At 62.8% G+C, this 20,370-nt stretch carries 17 protein-coding genes; 8 read left to right on the forward strand and 9 right to left on the reverse strand.

Translation table 11 applies throughout. From position 1 onward, the window contains the following. Positions 1-74 precede the first annotated feature (74 nt). A complete protein-coding gene (gene ftsH, locus ACNJX9_RS25620) occupies positions 75-1,874 on the reverse strand; it encodes an ATP-dependent zinc metalloprotease FtsH (protein ID WP_205668304.1) in 1,800 nt (599 codons plus the stop codon). A gap of 274 nt (positions 1,875-2,148) precedes the next feature. Next, entirely contained in the window at positions 2,149-2,889 is a 741-nt protein-coding gene (locus tag ACNJX9_RS25625) for a maleate cis-trans isomerase family protein (RefSeq protein WP_439404813.1), read from the reverse strand. 205 nt (positions 2,890-3,094) lie between these two features. Here ACNJX9_RS25625 and ACNJX9_RS25630 point away from each other — a divergent pair, with 205 nt between their 5' ends. The 6 genes from ACNJX9_RS25630 (at position 3,095) to ACNJX9_RS25655 (ending at position 8,527) form a co-directional block, all read left to right on the forward strand. After that, complete coding sequence (locus tag ACNJX9_RS25630) at positions 3,095-3,802, forward strand: GntR family transcriptional regulator (RefSeq protein WP_439404815.1); 708 nt, start codon at positions 3,095-3,097, stop codon at positions 3,800-3,802. Positions 3,803-3,804: 2 nt separating this feature from the next. Continuing rightward, positions 3,805-4,554, forward strand: a complete 750-nt coding sequence (locus ACNJX9_RS25635; RefSeq protein WP_439404816.1) for an aspartate/glutamate racemase family protein — start codon at positions 3,805-3,807, stop codon at positions 4,552-4,554. Positions 4,555-4,661: 107 nt separating this feature from the next. After that, entirely contained in the window at positions 4,662-5,756 is a 1,095-nt protein-coding gene (locus ACNJX9_RS25640) for an ABC transporter ATP-binding protein (protein WP_271620418.1), read from the forward strand. Between the two features lie 30 nt (positions 5,757-5,786). Then, positions 5,787-6,833: an ABC transporter substrate-binding protein gene (locus tag ACNJX9_RS25645; RefSeq protein ID WP_057758582.1), complete on the forward strand. Its 1,047-nt coding sequence runs from the start codon at positions 5,787-5,789 to the stop codon at positions 6,831-6,833. A 15-nt stretch (positions 6,834-6,848) separates the two neighbouring features. Further along, complete coding sequence (locus ACNJX9_RS25650) at positions 6,849-7,712, forward strand: ABC transporter permease (RefSeq protein ID WP_057758584.1); 864 nt, start codon at positions 6,849-6,851, stop codon at positions 7,710-7,712. Beyond that, on the forward strand, positions 7,712-8,527 hold the full coding sequence (locus ACNJX9_RS25655) for an ABC transporter permease (protein WP_439404819.1): 816 nt from the start codon (positions 7,712-7,714) through the stop codon (positions 8,525-8,527). The genes ACNJX9_RS25650 and ACNJX9_RS25655 overlap by 1 nt, the downstream gene beginning before the upstream one ends. Here the strand turns inward: ACNJX9_RS25655 and ACNJX9_RS25660 are convergent, their stop codons facing one another. Further along, complete coding sequence (locus ACNJX9_RS25660; RefSeq protein ID WP_057759084.1) at positions 8,528-8,863, reverse strand: hydroxyisourate hydrolase; 336 nt, start codon at positions 8,861-8,863, stop codon at positions 8,528-8,530. Between the two features lie 26 nt (positions 8,864-8,889). Here ACNJX9_RS25660 and ACNJX9_RS25665 point away from each other — a divergent pair, with 26 nt between their 5' ends. After that, a complete protein-coding gene (locus ACNJX9_RS25665; RefSeq protein WP_439404820.1) occupies positions 8,890-10,086 on the forward strand; it encodes an MFS transporter in 1,197 nt (398 codons plus the stop codon). Here the strand turns inward: ACNJX9_RS25665 and ACNJX9_RS25670 are convergent. From ACNJX9_RS25670 to ACNJX9_RS25695, 6 genes are all read right to left on the reverse strand, one after another. Next, positions 10,080-11,942 (reverse strand): phospholipase D-like domain-containing protein, encoded by a 1,863-nt coding sequence (locus ACNJX9_RS25670; RefSeq protein ID WP_439404822.1) that lies wholly within the window; start codon positions 11,940-11,942, stop codon positions 10,080-10,082. The genes ACNJX9_RS25665 and ACNJX9_RS25670 overlap by 7 nt on opposite strands. A gap of 103 nt (positions 11,943-12,045) precedes the next feature. Continuing rightward, positions 12,046-12,726, reverse strand: coding sequence for a DUF2278 family protein (locus tag ACNJX9_RS25675; RefSeq protein WP_439404823.1), 681 nt, complete (start codon positions 12,724-12,726; stop codon positions 12,046-12,048). 58 nt (positions 12,727-12,784) lie between these two features. Continuing rightward, positions 12,785-14,647 carry a GMC family oxidoreductase gene (locus tag ACNJX9_RS25680; protein ID WP_057758592.1) on the reverse strand — a complete coding sequence of 621 codons (1,863 nt, stop codon included), beginning with the start codon at positions 14,645-14,647 and terminating at the stop codon, positions 12,785-12,787. Between the two features lie 49 nt (positions 14,648-14,696). Next, positions 14,697-15,299 (reverse strand): hypothetical protein, encoded by a 603-nt coding sequence (locus ACNJX9_RS25685; RefSeq protein WP_157083798.1) that lies wholly within the window; start codon positions 15,297-15,299, stop codon positions 14,697-14,699. A 681-nt stretch (positions 15,300-15,980) separates the two neighbouring features. Continuing rightward, on the reverse strand, positions 15,981-17,279 hold the full coding sequence (gene rhaI / locus ACNJX9_RS25690; protein ID WP_439404825.1) for an L-rhamnose catabolism isomerase: 1,299 nt from the start codon (positions 17,277-17,279) through the stop codon (positions 15,981-15,983). Next, the gene (locus tag ACNJX9_RS25695; protein ID WP_439404826.1) at positions 17,276-19,372 is read right to left on the reverse strand and encodes a bifunctional rhamnulose-1-phosphate aldolase/short-chain dehydrogenase; all 2,097 of its coding nucleotides are present in this window, start codon (positions 19,370-19,372) and stop codon (positions 17,276-17,278) included. Before ACNJX9_RS25695 ends, rhaI begins: the two co-directional genes overlap by 4 nt. Positions 19,373-19,557: 185 nt before the next feature. Here ACNJX9_RS25695 and ACNJX9_RS25700 point away from each other — a divergent pair, with 185 nt between their 5' ends. After that, complete coding sequence (locus ACNJX9_RS25700) at positions 19,558-20,370, forward strand: DeoR/GlpR family DNA-binding transcription regulator (RefSeq protein WP_057758599.1); 813 nt, start codon at positions 19,558-19,560, stop codon at positions 20,368-20,370.

Here is a 20,370-nt window from a genome sequence, read left to right on the forward strand (position 1 = left end):
CTGACGGAGGTCGCGCAGGTAACACGACACCAAGCCGCGAACTCTTGAGGAGGTGATGGTCGGCTCGGTTGCGATCAGGCAGCGACGGACTCGTTCGTTTCTCTGTTGCCGAGTAGTGGCGTAAACTGCTCCGCGGTCACGGTTTCATTTGCAATCAACAGTTCAACACCGGCGTCAAGGTCGGCACGGCGTCGCTGCAGGATATCGCGGGCACGGCGATCACCCTCCTCGATCAGATTGCGCACGGCAAGATCAATCTCGCGGCCGGTGGCTTCGGCAGCAGTCACGACCGTATCCTGGGCCGCGAGAAATGCCTGGGGCTTGGGGGCATAGGTGCGCTGCCCGACCGTCTCGTCCATCCCGTATTTGGTCACCATCTCAATGGCCACCTCGGTCGCACGTTGAAGATCGTCCGCGGCCCCGGTCGAAATCGCACCATCGAAAATCAGGCGCTCCGACGCGCGTCCACCCATCAGCACCGCGACACGGTTCTTCAGCTCTTCGATGGTCAGCAGGAACCTGTCTTCGGTGGGACGCTGAATGGTGTAGCCCAGCGCCCCGATTCCACGCGGGATGATCGATACTTTCTGCACCGGGTCGACCCCCGGCAGGCTCGCAGCCACGAGAGCATGGCCCATCTCGTGATATGCAACCCTACGCCGCTCCTCCTTGCCGAGCACCCTGCTCTTCTTTTCCACTCCAGCAACGATCCGCTCGATCGCGGCGACGAAATCGGCAAAAGAGACCTCGCCAGCGCCCCGCCGGGTCGCGGCTATCGCGGCCTCGTTGACGAGATTGGCAAGATCAGCCCCCGTGAAGCCGGTTGTGAGGCCAGCCACCTTCTCCAGATCAACTAGCTCACCCATCCGGATCTTGCGGACGTGCACTCTGAGAATGGCAATGCGCCCCGTCTTGTCTGGCCGGTCGACGAGGACCTGCCGGTCGAACCGTCCTGCCCGCAACAGCGCGGGATCCAGGATTTCGGGGCGATTGGTTGCCGCCAACAGGATTACGCCGACGCTCGGATCGAAGCCGTCAAGCTCGGACAGGAGCTGGTTGAGGGTCTGCTCCTTCTCATCATGACTCGACAACGACAGCGGTCCACGGCTACGTCCAAGCGCGTCGAGCTCGTCGACGAAGATGATGCATGGGGCTGCCTTGCGGGCTTGCTCGAACAGGTCACGCACGCGCGCGGCGCCGACGCCGACGAACATTTCGACGAACTCGGAGCCCGAAATCGAGAAGAACGGAACGCCAGCCTCGCCGGCGACAGCGCGGGCCAGCAACGTCTTGCCGGTTCCGGGCGGTCCCACCAATAGGATGCCCTTCGGCACATGCGCACCCAGTCGGCCGTAACTGCCGGGATCCTTTAGAAACGACACCACCTCCTGCAGCTCGAATTTCGCGTCATCGACCCCGGCGACGTCGGCGAAAGTCACCTTGATGTCCTTCTCGACATAGACTTTGGCACGCGACTTACCAATCGCCATGAGTCCGCCGAATCCCTGCCGGCCGGTCATGCCGCGCCCGATCCAGTACCAGATCAGGAAAAAGACCACGATCGGGAAGATCCAGGACAGCAGGCTTTGCAATGCGCCGCTCCCGGGAACGCCAGTGACGCTCACGCCCTTCTGCGCGAGCTTGTCGGCCAGGACCATATCAACCCGCGCGGTGACGAACGCGGACTTTCCGCTCGGGAGTTGTTCCTTCAGCTTTCCCTGGATGCTATCCGGTCCCACGGAGACCTCTGCGATCTTTTCCTGGGCGAGCAGCTGCTCAAACTGGCTGTAAGGAATGGTCTCGATCGAATTATAGGTTGCGACAAGGAATTGCAGGGCGACGAGCAACATACTGCCTGCGAAGATGATGGCCATCACGATGGTCTGCTTTCGCGACCCTTGACCTGCCTCCACCTGCTCCTCCCATCAACATCAGCTCGCACTCAATTGGTAACGGGAGATGGCCGCGTCGGATTGATTCAGGTCAACTCGGCCGCCGACCATGGGCTCATACGTTCAATTTGAATGCGACCGTGCAGAACGGTGTGATCGATATCTGGGGCTTCGAACCCGCCCTCGACGCGGTCCGAGATGATGACGATGCGACCGCGGCGAATGGCGGGGTCGGGCTGTGTTACAGATCTCTCCGTCACCTCATCATGGCGGATGTCTGGAAGATGCGCCCCCACGACGCAAGCGCCGTGATGTCGCCGCCGGCGAGACCGAGGGTTCGCCATAGCGTGACCGCGACGGAATCGAGGACGGCGATATCAAGCTCGCGTTCGAGTGCGGGCGCAAGCGCCGCGCCGTCAAGATTGGTGCAGAGGATGACGGCGGCGTCAGCCCCCTGCGCCGCGACCGCGCGGACCATGTCGGCGATATCAGCGGGAGCGACCTCGCCGAAGGAAAAATTGTGGCGCAAGCCGAGATGCCGTTCAGCATGCGGTGCGATGCCCTCCCCGGCCCAGACATTGCCGATCCGCCGCTGCACGTCGTCCGTATAGGGCGAGACGAGCGCGACACGTTTGGCGCCAAGCGCGCGGACAGCCTCGATACAGGCGAGCGTCGAAGTCGTCGCCGGCACGTTTGTGCGCGCCGTGATCGCCTTGCATAGGCTCCTGTCCCTGTCGATGCCGAGCCAGCTTGCGGAGGTGCCGTTCCAGGCGACGGCATCGACCTTGGCATCGGCAAGCAAGTCCGCCGCAGGCAACATCACCGAAACATCGAACTGACTTAGCGCGGCAGCATCAAGCGCAATCTCGGTGACGCGAAAGCGCGAGAAATGCGCGGTGACGTCGGTTACATCATGCAGCATCGCGCTCGTGACCGGCTCGAGCACCGAGTTGGAGGACGGCGTGATCATGCCGAGGCGCTTGCGCAAAACTGACATCGATCACGATCGCTCCGTTGTGGCGAAGCGCATCCGCGCTCGCTGCAAAGGATCATCCGCATCCCCTTGCGTCCGCGCAACCGGCAATTTGCATGCTGCATACAATTTGTTCGATAAGCACGTGCTTTGAGCCACATACGTCTCCTATTTGAGCACCTGATTTGACAGGGAATGGCTAGGATCGGGCGCAACAGGAAGTCCCCGCGTGCAGCACAGATCCGATCCGAACCCGGGACGAAAGTCGCCCAAACTCAAGAGGATGGGCCTGCACGAGCGCGCTGCCGCGCGGATGCGGACGATGATCATTCGCGGTGAGCTCCCGCCGGGATCGCAAATCCAGGAAACAAAACTGTCGAAGGAGCTTGGCGTGTCGCGCACTCCGCTGCGCGAGGCGATGAAGGTGCTCGCGGCTGAAGGATTGATCGAGCTGCGCCCCAATCGCAGCCCGCGCATCGCCGACATTGCAGTCGAGACTATCTCGGAGCTATTCGAAGCGCTCGCCGGCATCGAGCGGCTCGCGGCAGAGCTCGCCGCGGAGCGCGCCAGCGAACGAGATCTTGCCCGCCTGCGCACGCTCCAGACCCGCATGGAAGGTCATCATCGCGCGGGCAAGCTCGACGAATATTTCGCGATCAACGGCGAGATACACAACACCATCGTCCGCATGGCCCGCAACGCGCCGCTCCGTGAGGCGCACGAGACATTGATCTCCCGGGCCGAGCGCGCGCGCTATCTCGCGCTGGGCGCCGACAAGCGCTGGAGCAATTCGGTCGAAGAGCACGCCAATATTCTCGCCGCACTCGAAGTACGGGACAGCGAGGCCGCAGGACGCCTGCTCGGCGCCCATGTCCGTCAGACTGGCATCGCACTGCTCGAGACTCTTGTCCCCAAAACCAAGCTGACGGCGGCCTGACCATGAAGCTGCTGCTGCTCAACCCCAACACCAGCACCCCGGTCACGCAGTTGATGACCGAGGTCGGGCAGCGCGCAGCCGCCCCCGGCACCGAGCTCATCCCCTGCACCGCGACCCGCGGCGTGCCCTATATCGCAACGCGCACCGAGGCGCAGATCGGCGGCGCTATCGTGCTGGAAATGCTGGCCGAGCAGCATCGCAAGGTCGACGCCGCGATCATCGCCGCCTTCGGCGATCCCGGCCTGTTCGCTGCGCGCGAGACGTTCGACATTCCCGTGATCGGTCTTGCGGAAGCCGCGATGCTGTCGGCCTGTATGGCTGGGCGCCGATTTGCAATTGTGACCTTCGCGCAGGCGCTCGGCCCCTGGTACGAGGAATGCGTGCGCGACCATGGCCTGCGAGAACGCTGCGCCAGCATTCGCATGCTCGACACGCCGTTTCAGGCCGTCTCCGATGTCGGCGGCGAGAAGGAAGATGTGCTCGTTGAGCTGGCGCAGCGCGCCATCATCGAAGATGAGGCCGACGTTCTGATCTTTGCCGGCGCGCCGCTCTCCGGCCTTGCCGAGCGCGTGGCCGACAGGATCCCCGTTCCTGTGGTCGACCAGGTCGTCGCCGCCGTGAAGCAGGCCGAGGCGGTGGTAGCGCTGCGGCTGCGCAAGGCGACCGCAGGCACGTTCCGCCGGCCGGCCGCCAAACCGACCATCGGTCTTGCCGACGCGCTCGCCGCGCGGCTCGAGCGGCGCGACAGCTAGGGAGGCCCCGGCGGCGATGCAAGAAGTTCAATCCGTTTTGAATCGCCGAGCCGGCATTCCAAGGCTTGCGACTTGCTTTCTCTCTCGACGAAACCGGAGCTACCATCATGGCTGAAGCGCAAGGCGGCCGTTCGCTCGTCGTCGACGCCGTCACCCACCGCTATCCGAGCGGCGCGCTTGCCGTCGAGAACATTAATCTCGATATCAAGGGTGGCGAGATCATCGCGCTGCTCGGTCCGTCCGGCTGCGGCAAGACCACGTTGCTGCGCATCATCGCCGGCTTCATCGCGCAGACGCAGGGACGCATCATCATCGGCGACGACATCGTCGACGCGCTGCCGCCGAACAAGCGGGCCGTCGGCATTGTGTTCCAGAACTATGCGCTGTTCCCGCACCTCTCGATCAGCGAGAACGTCGCTTATGGACTGGCCGCACGCGGCGTCGACAAGACATCGCGCCAGCGCGAGGCACAACGCCTGCTCGAGCTGGTGCAATTGCCGACCATGGCGGAGCGTCTGCCAAGACAGCTCTCCGGTGGCCAGCAGCAGCGCGTTGCCCTTGCCCGCGCGCTCGCGATCAAGCCGTCGATCCTGCTGCTGGACGAGCCCTTTGCCGCGCTCGACAAGAATCTGCGGCTGGACATGCAGATCGAGGTGAAGCGGCTGCAGCGCGTGTCCGGCATCACCACGCTGATCGTGACCCACGACCAGGAAGAGGCGCTGTCGATGGCCGACCGCGTCGCGGTGCTAAGCCACGGCAAGCTCGAGCAGTTCGGCTCACCGTCCGATGTCTACGACCGGCCGCAGACCCTGTTCGTGAACACGTTTGTCGGCTCCACCAACCGCATGCCCGGTGTCGTGGTCTCCGCAGATCGCACGGCCGCAAAAGTGCGTCTCGACGCAGGCGCGGAGATCATCGCCCGGCCGGCGGCGGGCAGCCTCACCGAGGGCGCCCGCGTCACCGTCTGCATCCGGCCCGAGCATCTGCAGTTTGTCGGCGACGCGTCGGGGTTTGCCGGCGTGGTCGGCATGTCGCTGCCGTTAGGTGCCACCGTCGTCCACGAGGTCACCACTGCCGATGGCTCCGGCGTAAAGGTCTCCCAGGCGCGCATCGGCGAGACGCGCGCCCTGGCGAGCGGCGCGGCCGTGCGCCTCGCACCGCTCGCCCCCTCGCTCGCAAATGCCTTTCCCGCGACGCTTTAGTTCCAGTCATTGTCCACAACGGAGTTCGACATGATCCTCAACCGCCGCAGCCTGATGACCACCGCCCTCACCCTCGGAGCCATGAAGGCGTTTCCCGGACTGAGCTTCGCCCAGGCACGCCCGCTGGTATTTGCGACCTTTACCGGAAGCTGGGAAGAAGCGCACAAGGCCGTGCTGGTGCCGGCCTTCCGCAAGGCCAACGCCGATGCGGCGATCGTGCTCGACCCCATGCTTTCGGTCGACCAGATCGCGAAGATCAACGCGGCCAAGGCCAACCCGCCCATCGACGTCATGCTGCACGATCCCGGCCCGGCGCTCGTCGCGATCGGCCAGGACCTCGCCGAGCCCTATCCGGTCGAGAAGAGCGCCCATTACAAGGACCTGATCGCCGAGGCGCAGGAGCCGATGGGTCCCGCGCCGTTCTTCCAGGTGGTCGGCCTCACCTACAATCCCGAGGCGATCAAGACGCCGCCGACATCCTGGGCTGATCTCTGGAAGCCGGAATTCAAGGGGCGTGTCGGCATCACCAATCTCAACTCGACGCTCGGCACCGGCTGGCTGGTCGAGATCGCCAAGATGCGCGGCGGTTCGGAAGCCAATGTCGATCCGGGTTTCAAGGCGCTGGAGGAACTCAAGCCCAATCTCGCCGCGGTCGCCGCCAATCCCGGTGCGCTCGCGACCCTGTTCCAGCAGGGCCAGATCGACATCTCGCCCGGCAATTTCAACGCCATCCAGATCCTGAAAGCGCGCGGCGTGCCGGTCGAGTTCGTCGCGCCGAAAGAAGGCGCCATCGCCTTCAAGACCACGATCCACATCGTCAAGAACTCGCCGAACCGCGAGCTGGCCTTCAAGCTGATCGAGGCGGCGCTGACGCCGGAGGTGCAGACCACGTTGATGAACCCGCCCTATCTGATCGTCCCGACCAATTCCAAGGTGACAATGGGCGGCGAGATCGCGCGCGTGCTGGCCAAGGACACCGCGGAGCTGAAGCAGAAATTCGTGTTCCAGGACTGGAAAAAGATCAACGAGCAGCGCTCGGCATGGATCGAGCGCTTCAACCGCGAGATCAAGATCTAGGACAGGCTCAAAACCATGGGCGCAGCTCCGGCATCACGGGACGTCACGTCCTACGGAATGGGATTGGCAGCGCCGCTGGCGCTGTTCTTCCTGCTGTTCTTCGTCGCGCCGCTGCTGCAATTGCTCTGGCTCTCCCTCCATAACGATACGGCCGGGCTCCATTGGGGGCTCGGCCAATACCTGCACTTCCTCACCGATCCCTTCAGCCTCGGCGTGCTCGGCTCGACGCTGCTGCTGGGGGCCGAAGTCACAGCGGTCTGCCTCCTGCTCGGCTTTCCCATCGCCTGGCTGTATCAGCGCGTTGGACCAAAGCTGCAAACCATCATCATCCTGATCGTGCTGCTGCCGCTGCTCACCAGCGTCGTGGTTCGCACCTTCGCCTGGATCGTGATCCTGGGTCGCCAAGGCATCGTCAACGCGACACTACAGTCCCTTGGGATCATCGATACGCCGCTCAAGCTGCTCTACACCCAGTTCGGCGTGGTGATCGCGCTGGCGCAGGTGCAGATGCCTCTGATGACGCTGCCGCTGATCACCGCACTCGGCCGGATCGACCCCAATCTCGATGATGCCTCCTGCTCGCTCGGCGCGGGTAGCTGGCGCACCTTCTTCAGGATCGTGCTGCCGCTGTCGCTGCCCGGCGTGATCGCCGGCTGCACACTGACTTATGCCGCGGCCATCACTGCTTTCATCACCCAGTCGCTGATCGGCGGCGGCCAGATGCTGTTCATGCCGATGTATCTCTATCAGCAGGCCTCCACGCTCCAGAACTGGCCGTTTGCGGCAGCAATCTCGATCATCTTCCTGCTCGCCGTGCTCGCGGTCGTGTCCGTTTTTACCACGCTCGGCCGCCTGTCGCGCGGCTATGGAGGTGCCTGATGAGCGGGCGCAAACGCACTCTTGAGGCGCTCAGCTTCGAGCTCGTCATGACGGTCATCGCGGTCATCGCGCTTGTTATCATCATCGCGCCGTCGCTGGTGGTGCTGATCGTGTCCTTCACCAGCGGCTTCTCGCTGAAATTCCCGCCGCCGGGTTATTCGCTGCGCTGGTACGCGGAGTTGTGGAACGCCTGGCAGCTTCACTTCGCGGCCAAGAACAGCCTTGTCGTCGCGTTGTGGGCCACGGGCCTCTCCGTCATGCTCGGGGTCGCGGCGGCGCTCGCAATCTCGAGGTCGCGAACGCTATCGGTGCGGCTGCTCGATTCCCTCTTCATGTCGCCGCTGGTCTTGCCGGCGCTGGCCTTTGGTCTGGCGGCTCTGATGCTATTCTCGCTGGTCGGCCTGCCGGTGTCGCAGCTGACCCTGGTGATCGGCCACACCGTCGTCTGCGTACCCTATGTCGTGCGCAACACGGTCGCCGCACTTGCCCAGTTGGAGCCGACACTGCTGGAAAGCTCGGCGGTGCTGGGCGCGAGCCGGCTCTATACGTTCCGCCGAATCGTGCTGCCGCTGATCCGGCCGGGCATCATCGCCGGTGCCTTCATCGCCTTCATGTCGTCATTCGACAACGTGCCGGTCTCGCTGTTCCTGCGCGATGCCGCGACCGATATGCTGCCGATCCGGATGTGGCAGGACCTCGAGGGTAAGCTGGATGTGACCATCGCCGCGCTGTCGGGTGTGCTGATCATTGCCACCGTCGCGCTGGTCGCGGTGATGGAGCGCGTCACCGGCCTGTCGCGGCGGCTGACGAACTGATCAGGCGCCGCGGAATAGCGCAAAACCCCAGCGCGTGAATTTCAGCGGCAGATGAAAATGCTCGTTGACATCCTTGATACGGAAGCGAAATGGCGTCACGGTCAGGAAGCCCTCGCTGTCGCCAAAGAATTCGCCGAGATGAAACAGCACCTCGTACTCGCCCGCGGTTACGCCCGCGCCTTGTGCGACGGCATGATCGAGTACGCCATTGGCCCCGAGCCGCCCGTCGGCGATACGCGCGGAGTCCGGATCGATCTGCCAGATCTCAACGCGCAGCCCTTGCGCGGGCCGTCCGCTTGCCACATCGACCGCGTGAATGGAAATACCGCCTGCCACCATGTCCCTCCCGTGAGCGCGGCGCCATGGTAGACGCAAACACACAGCTTCGGCCAGCGTCCGCGTTGCTGCCGGCCCTGGGCGCGATGACCTCGCTCCAGGCGCTGGTGGCGCTGGCCCTGTTTGCGCCGGGCGTGGTCGCGCCGCGCGCCCATATCGAGGTCTGGCAACTCTCGCTGTTCTCCTGCGCGGTTTTCACCATCGGCATTCCCGCCTCGTTCTGGGGTGGCGGCCTTATTGCCCGGATGGGCTCGCTCCGGATCGCAAGCCTCTGTGCGGTGGCGATCGTGATCAGCATGGCGCTGGCCGCGTTCGGCACGACGGCCGCCCTGCTCGCCGCAGGCCTCTGTCTCGGCCTCGCGTTCGGACCGGAGACGCCGGCCAGCGCAGCGCTGCTGGCGCGGCTCGTGACCACCGAACGCCGCGCCTTCGTGTTCTCGGTGCGCCAGACGGGTAACCAGATCGGCGCCGTCTGCGGCTCGCTGGCGCTGCCAGCGGTCGCGGTCTCGCTGGGACCGGCCTGGTGCTATGCGGCGGTCGGCGGCTGCGCGCTGATTGCGATCCTGCTGTATGAGTGGCTGCGGCCGGCCTATGCCGGCAAGGCCATCCCGCCGCCAGAACTCGATCTCCGCGGGCGACTGGCACTGGTCACGTCAGACCGGCGGATCGCGACGCTGGCGCTGGCCTCGATGCCATTCAGCGCGATGCAGGTGTCGCTCAACACGGTTTTCGTCACGCTCGGCACGCGCGAGCTTGGCCTCAACCATATCGAGGCGGGCATGGCGCTGGCCTGCGCGCAGGCCGGCGGCCTCATCGGCCGTCTCGGCTGGGGCTTTGTCGCGATGCGCCTCAACGCCTCCCGCGCGGTACTGGTCGTTATCGGCCTCGGCATGGCCTTCTGCGCCGCGCTGCTCGGCCTCGACGGCGCCTCGCTTGGCCGTACCGGACAGTTCGCCATTGCTGCCCTGTTCGGCCTGACAGCGTCGGGCTGGAACGGCGTTTTCGTTGCCGAGATTGCCCGCCTCGCCCCGCAGGACAGGGTCGGCGAGACCACTGGAGCGGTTCTGACTGCATCCTATGCGGGCCTGCTGGCCGCGCCGGCCGTGGTCTCGATCCTGGACGGCGCTGCCAGTCTCGGCGCGGCCTTCTTCGCCTTGGCGGGCCTTGCGCTGTGCGGCACATTGGCTCTGATGTGGGGAGATCACGGCAAAGCAGGTCAATAGCGCGCCACGCGCGTCGTATCGGCGTTTAGCGGCGTTGACCACGTCCCGCTAACGCGCCGCTCGTCTCCCCCCGGTATTCGCTTTGCGTGTCGCGCTTCGCTTGCCGGAGCCCTTCGCACCCGCGCCCTTCTTGCGTCCGCCACCAGCCGACGCGGCCATCGCCGGTTTGGCTTTCTGCCAATCGGAGAGGAGATGGTCTCGAAGTACTTGGCGATGCCCGCATGTTCGAGGATGACGCCGGCGTCGCGATTGGTCTGGACGCCGGACGGCGAAAAATTCTGGCTGCTGACCACGGCGATCTGGGAGTCGATCACGAAGCCCTTGTTGTGCACGTCAGGCTGCAGGCTGATATTCGCCGTCAGGTCGACGCCTGTCGTTTTCATCTTTTCGACCCATGGCAGCCCCCATCGGGCACTCTCGATCAGCCTGACCTTCTTGCCTTCCGCGATCTTGTTCGCGATTGCCTGGAGCAGCTGCTCGTACAGGCTTCCGTCTCCCTTGGACGACTCGATGTATTGAAGCTGGATGTCGATCGACGTCTTGGCGTTCTCGATCAGATTCATGATGTTCGTGAGATATTGCGGGTGACCATTGGGCAGCAGGTCAGGTGTCAACAACGGCGTGATCGCAAACGCGCTGTTGGCGAAGGTCTTGGCCGCAACCGGCTTCTTCTTCGCTTGCGCGGGCGTGATGGGCGGCGGATTCGCGTGCGCCGCCTTCTTGGCGCGGGCGTCCGCAATCGTTGTTTCGAAGGCAACCGCATTCGGGGCTTGATGCAGGATGGCCTGCCCGTAATCGTAGTTCAGGTAATAGGCAAAGAGCTGCGCAAGAGCCTTGTCCTCGATGATGACGTGCCAGTCGCGATCTTCAGTCACCGGCCGCGGCCGGGCTGGATTCGGCTCATTGCTGTTGTTCAGGTTGCCGCTCGACAGCCAGAACCGCTGGTCGTCCTGGACGATCACCTTGATATGGTAAGCAAAGGGAAACATGAACGCGGTCACAAACGGGTCCTTGTCGTTCAGGGCCCAGGCGATCTTGGCACGGCCCCCGAGGCCCGCCCTGAGATCCTGCACGGTCACCGAATCGAGCTGGTCGCGCGTCTCGTTGGGTGCAGGGTCATCGAGAACCATCTGCAACGTCTTTTGACCCGTGAGGTCAGCCAGGAAATCGGCGAGCAGGGATCCGGAGGTGAAGTCATACATCCCCACCACAAGTGAATGCTGTGTCGCGGTCAGAAACTTTGACAGGGTCACGTAGCCTGCATCCGGGCTCACCGCCACAGTGATCGTGGTGTTGAGCTGGCGTCGATCGAGCGCGGGAGCCCCGGCCGGCGGTGAATATTGCAGCGCTTGCTTGGTCGCGTGCGCGGAGATCGCTTCATGGATGGCCGGTTGCGTCGTCCTGGACAGCGCGAACGCCGTCTGCGTGTCGCTGGCGGGATCGTCGAGCAGCTTTCCACTCGGCATTTCGCGCTCCAGCGGCCAGGTCGGTGCTTTTTCCTCCGGCCGGGCGTGGAGTTCGCTCAGGACCGCGGCCGCGGGGTCGACGACGCGGAGACGTTGATGCGCGCTGGCCTCGCGCACGTCGACGGGGAATTTTCCGAGTTTCGTCGGCAGTAGATCGCCACGGGCGATATCCGCCGGGCTCTTCTTGGTATGCACAGTTACGACGATAGCTTGCTTGCCGGTCAACTGATTACCCGCGATCTCGAAGCCGGGCCGGACGGTCAGCACACCCGGCTTGCGCAACTTTGCCAGGTTCTTCCGAATGGTTTGATCGATCTCCTGCGCCGCAAATCTACCGGTCGTCTTCATAGTGCACGTCCTCGCGAATGACTGAGCTGCGGCGTTGACCAACTTCCTTGAGCGCCAGAGATTTGATGCTCTCGGGGATACCCGAGAGCACAGCGAGTTGATGATGCCGAGTGCTGGAAAGACCGCCTGTGCCCGAGCCGCACGCCTAACCGATTGGGTCGCCGGTGCGATCGTCCGTCTGAAGAGATTGAGTCTGGAAGCGCACAAAGAGGGCAACAATTTCCTGGCCGCTGTTGAAAGACAAGAACAGCGCTCCGTCGCCGTGAGCCCGGTTGTCGCTCGCGAATGGCCCGCGATTGCCCTGCATCATGTGAATGTCATGAATCCCCCTCTCGGGTTGAAAGCCAAAATACTTATCGACCTGCCCCGCGTCCTCGAAAAATTCGCCAAAGGCCACCACCATGGCGCTTAGGTCCGCTTTCGCCCGTTCAATATTGGCATCGAGCAGGTTTTTGAGCGAAACGCCGCTGCCCGCCGGAGGAATCGGCTGCATCGCATCAACCGGGAAGAGATCGTCGCGTAGATAGTCGAGGCCCCCGGAGCCAGACGGGCCGGTCTGCAGCGCCTGAAAGCCGGGATCGCCGTTGAGATAGGGCGCGAGGTCCAACGTACCGGCTTGCTGGAATTGGTCGTCAAAATAAGCCAGCACCTCGCTCTGATCGACCGACCTGACATTGACGGCGATCCGATAGTCCCCCCCGCCATCCACCCTGATCTCGTAGTGGGGGGAAGCTCCATCCGGGCTCTCAAAGCCGTCCACGACTGAGCCGACCAGGACACCATAATGACGAACCGCGCCTGGCGGCTTCCTGCGCTTGTGGAGCATTGCAGCTCTCCGCTTCAGATGATGCAGTCAACGAACCAAATCGCAGACGTCCAGGACCTCAGCTGCCCGATCTAAGCTGCCTCTCAATCGAATCGGCCGCTCGAAGCGCCAGAGCTGCGACAGTCGACGTCGGATTGGCATTCGCCCCAGTCGGAAAGACGCTGCTGCCGACAACGAACAGGTTGGGGTGGTCAAATGCCCTGCATTCAGGATCCACGACAGCTTTCGTTCGATCCGTTCCCATCCGGGTCGTCCCCATGATGTGACCAGAGCCGAGGAACAGTTTGAAGGTCGGCTGGTCGTCCATCATGAAGCGATGCGTGACGCCAATATGATCGAAGACCTTGTTGTGGAACTGGATGATTTTATGGAAGCAGCGCTCGACATAGCCGCCGTCATTGTCGAAGACTTTGTAGGCGATCTGCGGTCGCTCAAGACCGAGGTCGTCTTTCTTGTCAGCGGGCGCAAGGCTGACCCTGTTTTCGAGAATGGGCAGCTGCTCGCATGCGCTATTCAGCGTGATCTGGTGGGTCGCATGCTTTGCCAGCGTCTCCTTCAGCTTGGTCCCCGCGTAGCCGAAATCCCTCACGAGGTTGACGATACTTCCCGGCAGCCAATCGCCCTGCGCCGTCGAAGGAAACCGACCGCTGCCGCGCGGCCAGCTCGCGATGGTGGAGGCCCAGCCATCATTCTTGATCGAGCATTTGAAGGACGCGTAGACCTCACGGAATGCACCGTCGCGGAAACCCTCGATGTGCGAGGTGGTCTGCGGTCCCCTGTATGGAAAGACGGGCGCTTTCGCCAGCGCAAACGACTGCTTCATCGGATGATCCATGAGATAGCCGCCCAGGACCGGACCGCAGGAGCGCGCCGCATTCGAGCGCAACAGGATCATCGGATTTTCGATGCCGTGAGCCGCCAGCACAACGATGCGACCTGTCGCGTAACCTTCCGAGACGACGGCCCTCCTGCCGTTCTCCTCCGGCTTGGTCGAATCCTCCTGCCAGACCCAGTTCAAATAGTGGACGCCAACCACCCGCTTTCCTTCGCTGTCGAAATCGAGATTGCGAACGACAGCCTGCTTTCGCAGCGTTGCTCCGGCGCGAAGGGCTTTCTCGACATGAAACACCGCTTCATACCGAGCCTTGATCGGGCATAGCGGTACGCAAGACGTGCGGCCGTCGCAAACCGGGCGGCCGTCATACGGTTGCGAGTTGATCGCATGCGGAACGGGTGTCGGCCGCAGCGAGATCATTTCCCGCTTCATCGGCATGGGGGCCCCTTCGAGCCGCGCATCCATGTATTCTTCGTCAATAGCCTCTTTGAACTGCTGATCGACATAGCTCTGCGCCAGCGGAGGCATCGGGTAAGGCTTGCTCATCGGGTTGTGGAAGCGAGGTCTCCTGAAGTCGTCCATGCTTCCCGATACGCCCATCTCTTCCTCGGCCCGAACGTAGTAAGGCTCGATGTCTGAATAGCCGATGGGCCAATCCACGGCTTGCTTCACGTGATAGGTGCTGTTGAGCTTGAAATCAGTCGGCAGCATGCGGACATAGATCGCCTGCCAATGCCAGGTCGTTCCTCCGACGATCCGCTCGTAGAAGCTCTTGAACATGTCGCCGGAATACTGCGGCGGATAATAGAGATAGTTCGACGTATCCGGCGCATTCGTATTGCGAGGATCCGGCTGCGTGGCAAGGATGTTGTCGCCGCAATACGGACTGTCCGTCGCCTTGGACGTCGAAGCCGCGTAGGCGGACAACAGCTCATAACGGCCAATCGATTCGCGTGCGACGCCGCCGGCTTCCAGGATCAGGACGCGAAGTTGCTTTCGCGCGAGCTGATTCGCGATGAGCGCGCCGCTCACTCCTGAGCCAACGATAATGACGTCGTATTCGGGTTGAGAAATCCTGGTCGCCATGCACTCCCCCTTCGCTCGGAAAATCTGCAGGCCGTTAATGCAATCGTGACTAGGCCAGACGAGGGGCCTTGGCCCAGTAATTTGGCTGGAAGGGCTTCATCGGCATCATCGGTGCATGCGCACCAATGACCTTCCAAATTATTCCTTGCTCGTATTGATCAGTCGTGCCGTAGACCCACGCGGGACCGACGGTCGTATTCAGGAAGAATGCGGACAGATACCAAAGATAGATCAGCTGCTCCGCAGCGGCCCGAATATCCTTGTTGTTCATGATGGCGTCCGCGGTGTCGGCATTCGCCGCAATCAGCTTGCGAACATCGATCGCTGGGACGTTTAATTTGGCGAATCGCACGAGATACTCGCGGCCGAGGCGACTTTCGTGCAGTGACGCAAGCGGCATGCCCGTGAGTGTTCGCGAGACCTTCATGAAATCGGCAAGCAGGTCGTCGAGATCGTCGCCGAGGGCCTGTTCAGGAGCCGAGACATGGCACTGGGCTTCGCCCTCCTCCCAGATGTTTGCCTGGACCGCCGGGGCGAGGAAAGCGTTTCCGGCCACCGCAAGGCCCGTGATCGCTACGCCTTGAAGCAGATGTCTTCGATCGATCGCAATGACAGAATGGCTGGAAGGTACGTCTGAAGCAGATCGGCTCATTGCAATGCCTCCGCCAAAACAGACTGGAAAATGAGAAAATCAATCCGCTTACGCAAGTTACTCTTGACAGGGTATTCAACGCAAGAGCGAGGTTCGCTCACTTGGCTTTTTTCATCGCCCACACGTTACACGGGTGACGCCCGAGGTGCTAACGTCGACCACAACACACCATTCCTGTCGTTCCGATGGTGAAGTAGGCCACAGATTGGAGTGTATTTTTGACGTTCTGCCTCGCATGCACGCCGGCTCGAAAAGGCAAACTTCAACGCTCGGACGGATCTGATTCAAAGTTGATTTGGTTGATAGGACAGGCAGCGTGACCGATGCAATGCAAAGAGTTCAACCATTCGTTGCATTGGCAATGTCGGTCTTAGCGATGGGATGGCGGCTGGACGCTCGTTCTCGTCGCGTGTTCGCCTCGGCGAAATTCGGGTTGCGAGCTGCCGCCCAGCCAGATTGGACCGACGCATGAAGGCGCCCAAAACAGAGGTGCGATGCGACGCGTGTAGCGGCACAGGATCTCAGCCGGCGAAGCACTCGAAAAGACCAGGACGGCGCATCTTCCCGCCCAAGTGCAACAAATGTGGCGGCAGGGGGCGAATCCCTGCCGAACTCCGGCTTGGGATGATCCCTCCCGCCAAGCCGCGCTTCCGGCCTTCCTGAGATCGAGAGATCACCTTCCTAGACGATGCCTGCCGAAATCCCGCCGGCGCTGGGACGTTCGCTCGCCTTTCTCGCCCGGTAGCTGGACGCGCGAAAGGCGGCAATTGGTGCGATAGCCCCGCCGGCCCGCATGCGGGCGACAGCAAGGAGCGGCGAGACATCGGTGGTGAAGGCACGTTTCAATTCGAGATGCGCGCCGAGCGCATCGTTCGCCTCCTGCGCCGCTTCAAGCGCGGCGCGATCAACGATCAGAGCCTGTGCATAGGCGCGCTGCAACTCGATTGCCGATTGCATCAGGCTCTCGATCGGATCGGTCACATTGTGCGACTGATCGATCATATAAGCGGGCGCCAAGCCTTCCACTTTGCGACGCTCGGCGTCGATCAGCTCGTTGAAAACAAGAAACAGCCGGAACGGCTCGACCGAGCCGCTGTCGAGATCGTCATCGCCATATTTTGAATCGTTGAAGTGAAAGCCGGCGAGCTTCCCGAAGCGAACGAGCCGAGCCACGACCTGCTCGATATTAACGTTCGGCGCATGATGGCCAAGATCGACAAGGCAATGCGCTTTGGGCCCGAGTTCCTGCGCGACCGCAAAACTCGTGCCCCAGTCCGAGATTACGGTCGAATAGAACGCCGGCTCGTAAAGCTTGTGCTCGAGGAACACCCGCCAGTCGGCGGGCAGAGCCGCGACGATCTCACGCATCGCGTCGATGTAGCGGTCGAGCGCCTTGGTCAGATTGGACTGGCCGGCAAAGTTCGAGCCGTCGGCGATCCAGACGGTCAGCGCCTTCGAGCCGAGCTTACGGCCGATCTCGATACATTCGACGTTGTGGGCGACGGCCTGCGCGCGCACCCGCGCATCGGTATGCGAGAGCGACCCGAATTTGTACGAAAGCTCCTGGCCCGGCTGATCCTGGAAGGTGTTCGAGTTGACTGCGTCGAAGGCCAGGCCCTGACCCGCGGCCTGTTCGTGCAAGGCGGCATAGTCGTCAACCTTGTCCCACGGAAAGTGCGGCGAGATCGTCGGAGTTGCCCGCGTCAATTGCTGGATCACCGCGCAATCATCGATTTTCTCGACGACATTGCGCGGCTCACCCGGCCCCGGAAAGCGGGCAAATCGCGTCCCCCCAGTGCCGACGCCCCAAGTCGGAATAGCGACGCCGAAGGCCATGACCTTCTGCACCAGAACGTCCGCATCGATCCGGTGCCGCGCCAGCGCGCGCTTCAGGGCGTCATAGTCTTCGCTGATCGCGCCTTCGAGCCGCGCATTGTGTTCGGCGATGAAATCCGCGCTGATCGAGAACGGGGCGCTCATCGCGTGAAGGCCTGGGCGTTGCCGGCATCGACATTGAGAATGTTGCCGGTCGACTTGGCCGAAAGGTCGGACGCGAAGAAGTAGACGCCCTCGGCGACGTCCTCGGGGAAGACCGACAGCTTGAGCATCGAGCGCTGGCGGTAGACTTCCTCAAGTTGCTCCTCCGCAACCTTGTTGGACACCGCGCGCTGCTGGCGCCATTCGCCCTCCCAAATCTTCGAGCCGCGCAGCACCGCGTCGGGGTTGACCGTGTTGACGCGGATGCCATGCGCCGCGCCTTCCAGCGCCAGGCAGCGGGCGAGATGGATCTCCGACGCCTTGGCGGCGCAATAGGCCGAGGCGCCGGCCGATGCGGCAAGGCCGTTCTTCGAGGCCACGAAGATGATGGCGCCGCCGATGTTCTGGCGCTGCATCAGCCGGAAGGCCTCGCGCGAAACCAGGAAATAACCTGTGGCGAGAATGTCCATGTTCTTCTGCCACAGCCCAAGACTCGTATCCTCGACAGGTGAGGCCGAGGCGATACCCGCATTCGAGACGACGATATCGACGCCGCCAAAGGCCCGCGCGGCCTCTTCGAACGAGGCGACCACCGCCGCCTCGTCGGTCACATCGAGCTTCACGCCGATCGCCGCATCGCGGCCATGGCGCTTCGTGATAGCCGTAACGCGCTCGTTCAGCGCGCTCTCGTCGATATCCGCAATGATGAGGCAAGCGCCTTCGCCGAGCAGCCGCTCCGCGGTTGCCCCGCCAATGCCGCCGGCACCGCCGGTCACATAGGCGATCCGCCCGGCAAGCGATTTCGGCTTGGGCATGCGCTGGAGCTTGGCCTCTTCCAGCAGCCAGTATTCGATGTTGAAGGCTTCCTGTTCGGCAAGGCCGACATAGGCGCTGACGCCCGAGGCGCCGCGCATGACGTTGATCGCGTTGACGTAAAACTCGGCCGCAACGCGCGCCGTCGCCTTGTCCTTGGCAAAGGTGAACATGCCTACCCCCGGCACGAGATACACCACCGCGTTGGGATCGCGCATGGCCGGCGAGTCAGGACGTTTGCAGCGCTCGTAATAGGCGGTGTAGTCGCGCCTGTAAGCTGCAAGGACCTCGTCGAGGCCGGCGATCACCTCGCCGAGATTGTCGCGGGCGGGATCATAGGGCAGCAGCAAGGGGCGGATCTTGGTGCGAAGAAAATGATCCGGACAGGAGGTGCCGAGCGGCGCCAGCGTCGTCAGCGCGCTGGAGTTGACGAATTCCAGCACCTCCGGCGCATCGGTGAAATGGCCGATCTTGCGCTCGTCCGCGGAGATCTTGCCACGGATCAGCGGCATCAGCCTCGCCGCGATCGCGCGGCGCCTGTCCGGTGCGGCCGTCTGGACCATGGCGCCGCCGAAGGCCGGCTTCTGCTCGTGTGCGGCGAGCCAATCGGCGGCCTGCTGAATCACGCGCAAGGTCATCTCGTAACAGGCCTTCGACGTCTCGGCCCAGGTAAAGAGCCCGTGCCCGCCGAGAACCACGCCGACGTAGTCGGGATGGCGCATAGCCATCTCGCCGAGCTTCAGGCCGAGATCGAAGCCGGGCCGCTGCCACGGCAGGAAGCCGAGCTTGCCGCCGAACACCTCGCGGGTGAGACGCTCGGCGTCTCCCGAGGCGGCAATGGCGATGACCGCATCGGCATGGACATGATCGACGTGCCGGTGCGGCACAAAGGCGTGCAAGGGCGTATCGATCGACGTCGCGCGCGGATTGAGATCGAAGGTGCAGTGATTGAACATGGCGACCATCTCGTCCTCATGGGCGAGACCGCGATAGAGGCCTTTCAGACCCTCCAGCTTGTCGAGATACAGCGTCGAAAAGCCGTCGCGCTTCATCGAGCCGATGTCGCCGCCCGAGCCTTTGACCCAGAGCACGCGCACGCTCTCGCGCGTCAGCGGATCCTTCATCTCGATCTTGGCCGAGGTGTTGCCGCCGCCGAAATTGGTGATGCGTAGATCGGCCCCGAGCAGGTTCGAGCGGTACAGCAGTTGACCGGCTTCATCGAGCCCGGCAGCGAACGCGTCGTCCCAAAGATTTGGCAGGGGCGTGGCCGCAACCTCGCTCATGACGCATCCTCCCTGTGCTCGATCTTTCCGCCAGCTTAGGCCAGGGATTCAATCAAGGTCAATCACCGACACTCAGAACCGCGACGCAGTATGATTGATGCAGCGCGATATTGAGCGAATATGACGGTTTGCAGTTGACCACCGGACGAGAGCGTGACCTATTTACGAGTAAAAGGGAGGGCGACGTGCACGAGCGGGAACGCTGGCAGGTCATCAAGGCATTGTTGCGCGAGCGGTCACTCGTGCGCATCGCCGACGCTTGTCGCGCGACCGGCGTCTCCGAGGCCTCGATACGGCGCGATTTCGCCAGGCTCGCCGAGCAAGGCGTCGCGATCAGGGTGCACGGCGGGCTAGAAGCGCTACCGGACACCGCCAGCGCACCCGGCGACGTCCTCTCTCTTGCCACCCGCTCCTTCGACGTCAGCCAGACGCTCAACATCGATGCCAAGCGCGCCATCGCGAAAGCGGCCGTCGCCCTCTGCGCCGACGGAGACACGATCATCATCAATGGCGGCACGACCACTTATCAGATGGGCGAGTATCTGCGCGAGCGCCGCCTGAAGGTCTTGACCAATTCCTATCTGCTCGCCGACGCACTGATCCACACGTCGAAATGCCGCGTCGCCTTGCCGGGCGGCGAGGTCTACCGTGAGCAGGGCATGATCGTCTCGCCCTTCGACGAGGACGCGATCCAACATTATTCGGCGACACGAATGTTCATGAGTGCGATCTCGATCGGACCGCTCGGCGTGATCGAGGGCGATCCCCTGCTCGCCCGCGCCGAATCGAAACTGTTGAAACGTGCCGACAAGCTGATCGTGCTCGCAGATTGCTCGAAATTCGTCTCGCGCGGCAGCCTTGTCGTCTGCCCGCTCTCGCGTATCGACACGCTGATCACCGATTGCGACGCGCCAAACGACGCACTCGACATGCTGCGCGGACACGGTGTCCGCGTCGTAATCGTCGATGCGAGCGCTCAAACCACCGCGGCGGCGTGA

The organism is Bradyrhizobium sp. BLXBL-03 (assembly GCF_051853015.1).
Lineage (GTDB): Bacteria > Pseudomonadota > Alphaproteobacteria > Rhizobiales > Xanthobacteraceae > Bradyrhizobium > Bradyrhizobium manausense.

Coding starts and splice junctions, on each gene's coding strand:
- ftsH (WP_205668304.1), bottom strand. CDS start 1,874: ATGGCCATCATCTTCGCAGGCAGTATGTTGCTCGTCGCCCTGCAATTC.
- ACNJX9_RS25625 (WP_439404813.1), bottom strand. CDS start 2,889: ATGTCAGTTTTGCGCAAGCGCCTCGGCATGATCACGCCGTCCTCCAAC.
- ACNJX9_RS25635 (WP_439404816.1), top strand. CDS start 3,805: ATGAAGCTGCTGCTGCTCAACCCCAACACCAGCACCCCGGTCACGCAG.
- ACNJX9_RS25640 (WP_271620418.1), top strand. CDS start 4,662: ATGGCTGAAGCGCAAGGCGGCCGTTCGCTCGTCGTCGACGCCGTCACC.
- ACNJX9_RS25645 (WP_057758582.1), top strand. CDS start 5,787: ATGATCCTCAACCGCCGCAGCCTGATGACCACCGCCCTCACCCTCGGA.
- ACNJX9_RS25650 (WP_057758584.1), top strand. CDS start 6,849: ATGGGCGCAGCTCCGGCATCACGGGACGTCACGTCCTACGGAATGGGA.
- ACNJX9_RS25655 (WP_439404819.1), top strand. CDS start 7,712: ATGAGCGGGCGCAAACGCACTCTTGAGGCGCTCAGCTTCGAGCTCGTC.
- ACNJX9_RS25665 (WP_439404820.1), top strand. CDS start 8,890: ATGGTAGACGCAAACACACAGCTTCGGCCAGCGTCCGCGTTGCTGCCG.
- ACNJX9_RS25675 (WP_439404823.1), bottom strand. CDS start 12,726: ATGCTCCACAAGCGCAGGAAGCCGCCAGGCGCGGTTCGTCATTATGGT.
- ACNJX9_RS25680 (WP_057758592.1), bottom strand. CDS start 14,647: ATGGCGACCAGGATTTCTCAACCCGAATACGACGTCATTATCGTTGGC.
- ACNJX9_RS25685 (WP_157083798.1), bottom strand. CDS start 15,299: ATGAGCCGATCTGCTTCAGACGTACCTTCCAGCCATTCTGTCATTGCG.
- rhaI (WP_439404825.1), bottom strand. CDS start 17,279: ATGAGCGCCCCGTTCTCGATCAGCGCGGATTTCATCGCCGAACACAAT.
- ACNJX9_RS25695 (WP_439404826.1), bottom strand. CDS start 19,372: ATGAGCGAGGTTGCGGCCACGCCCCTGCCAAATCTTTGGGACGACGCG.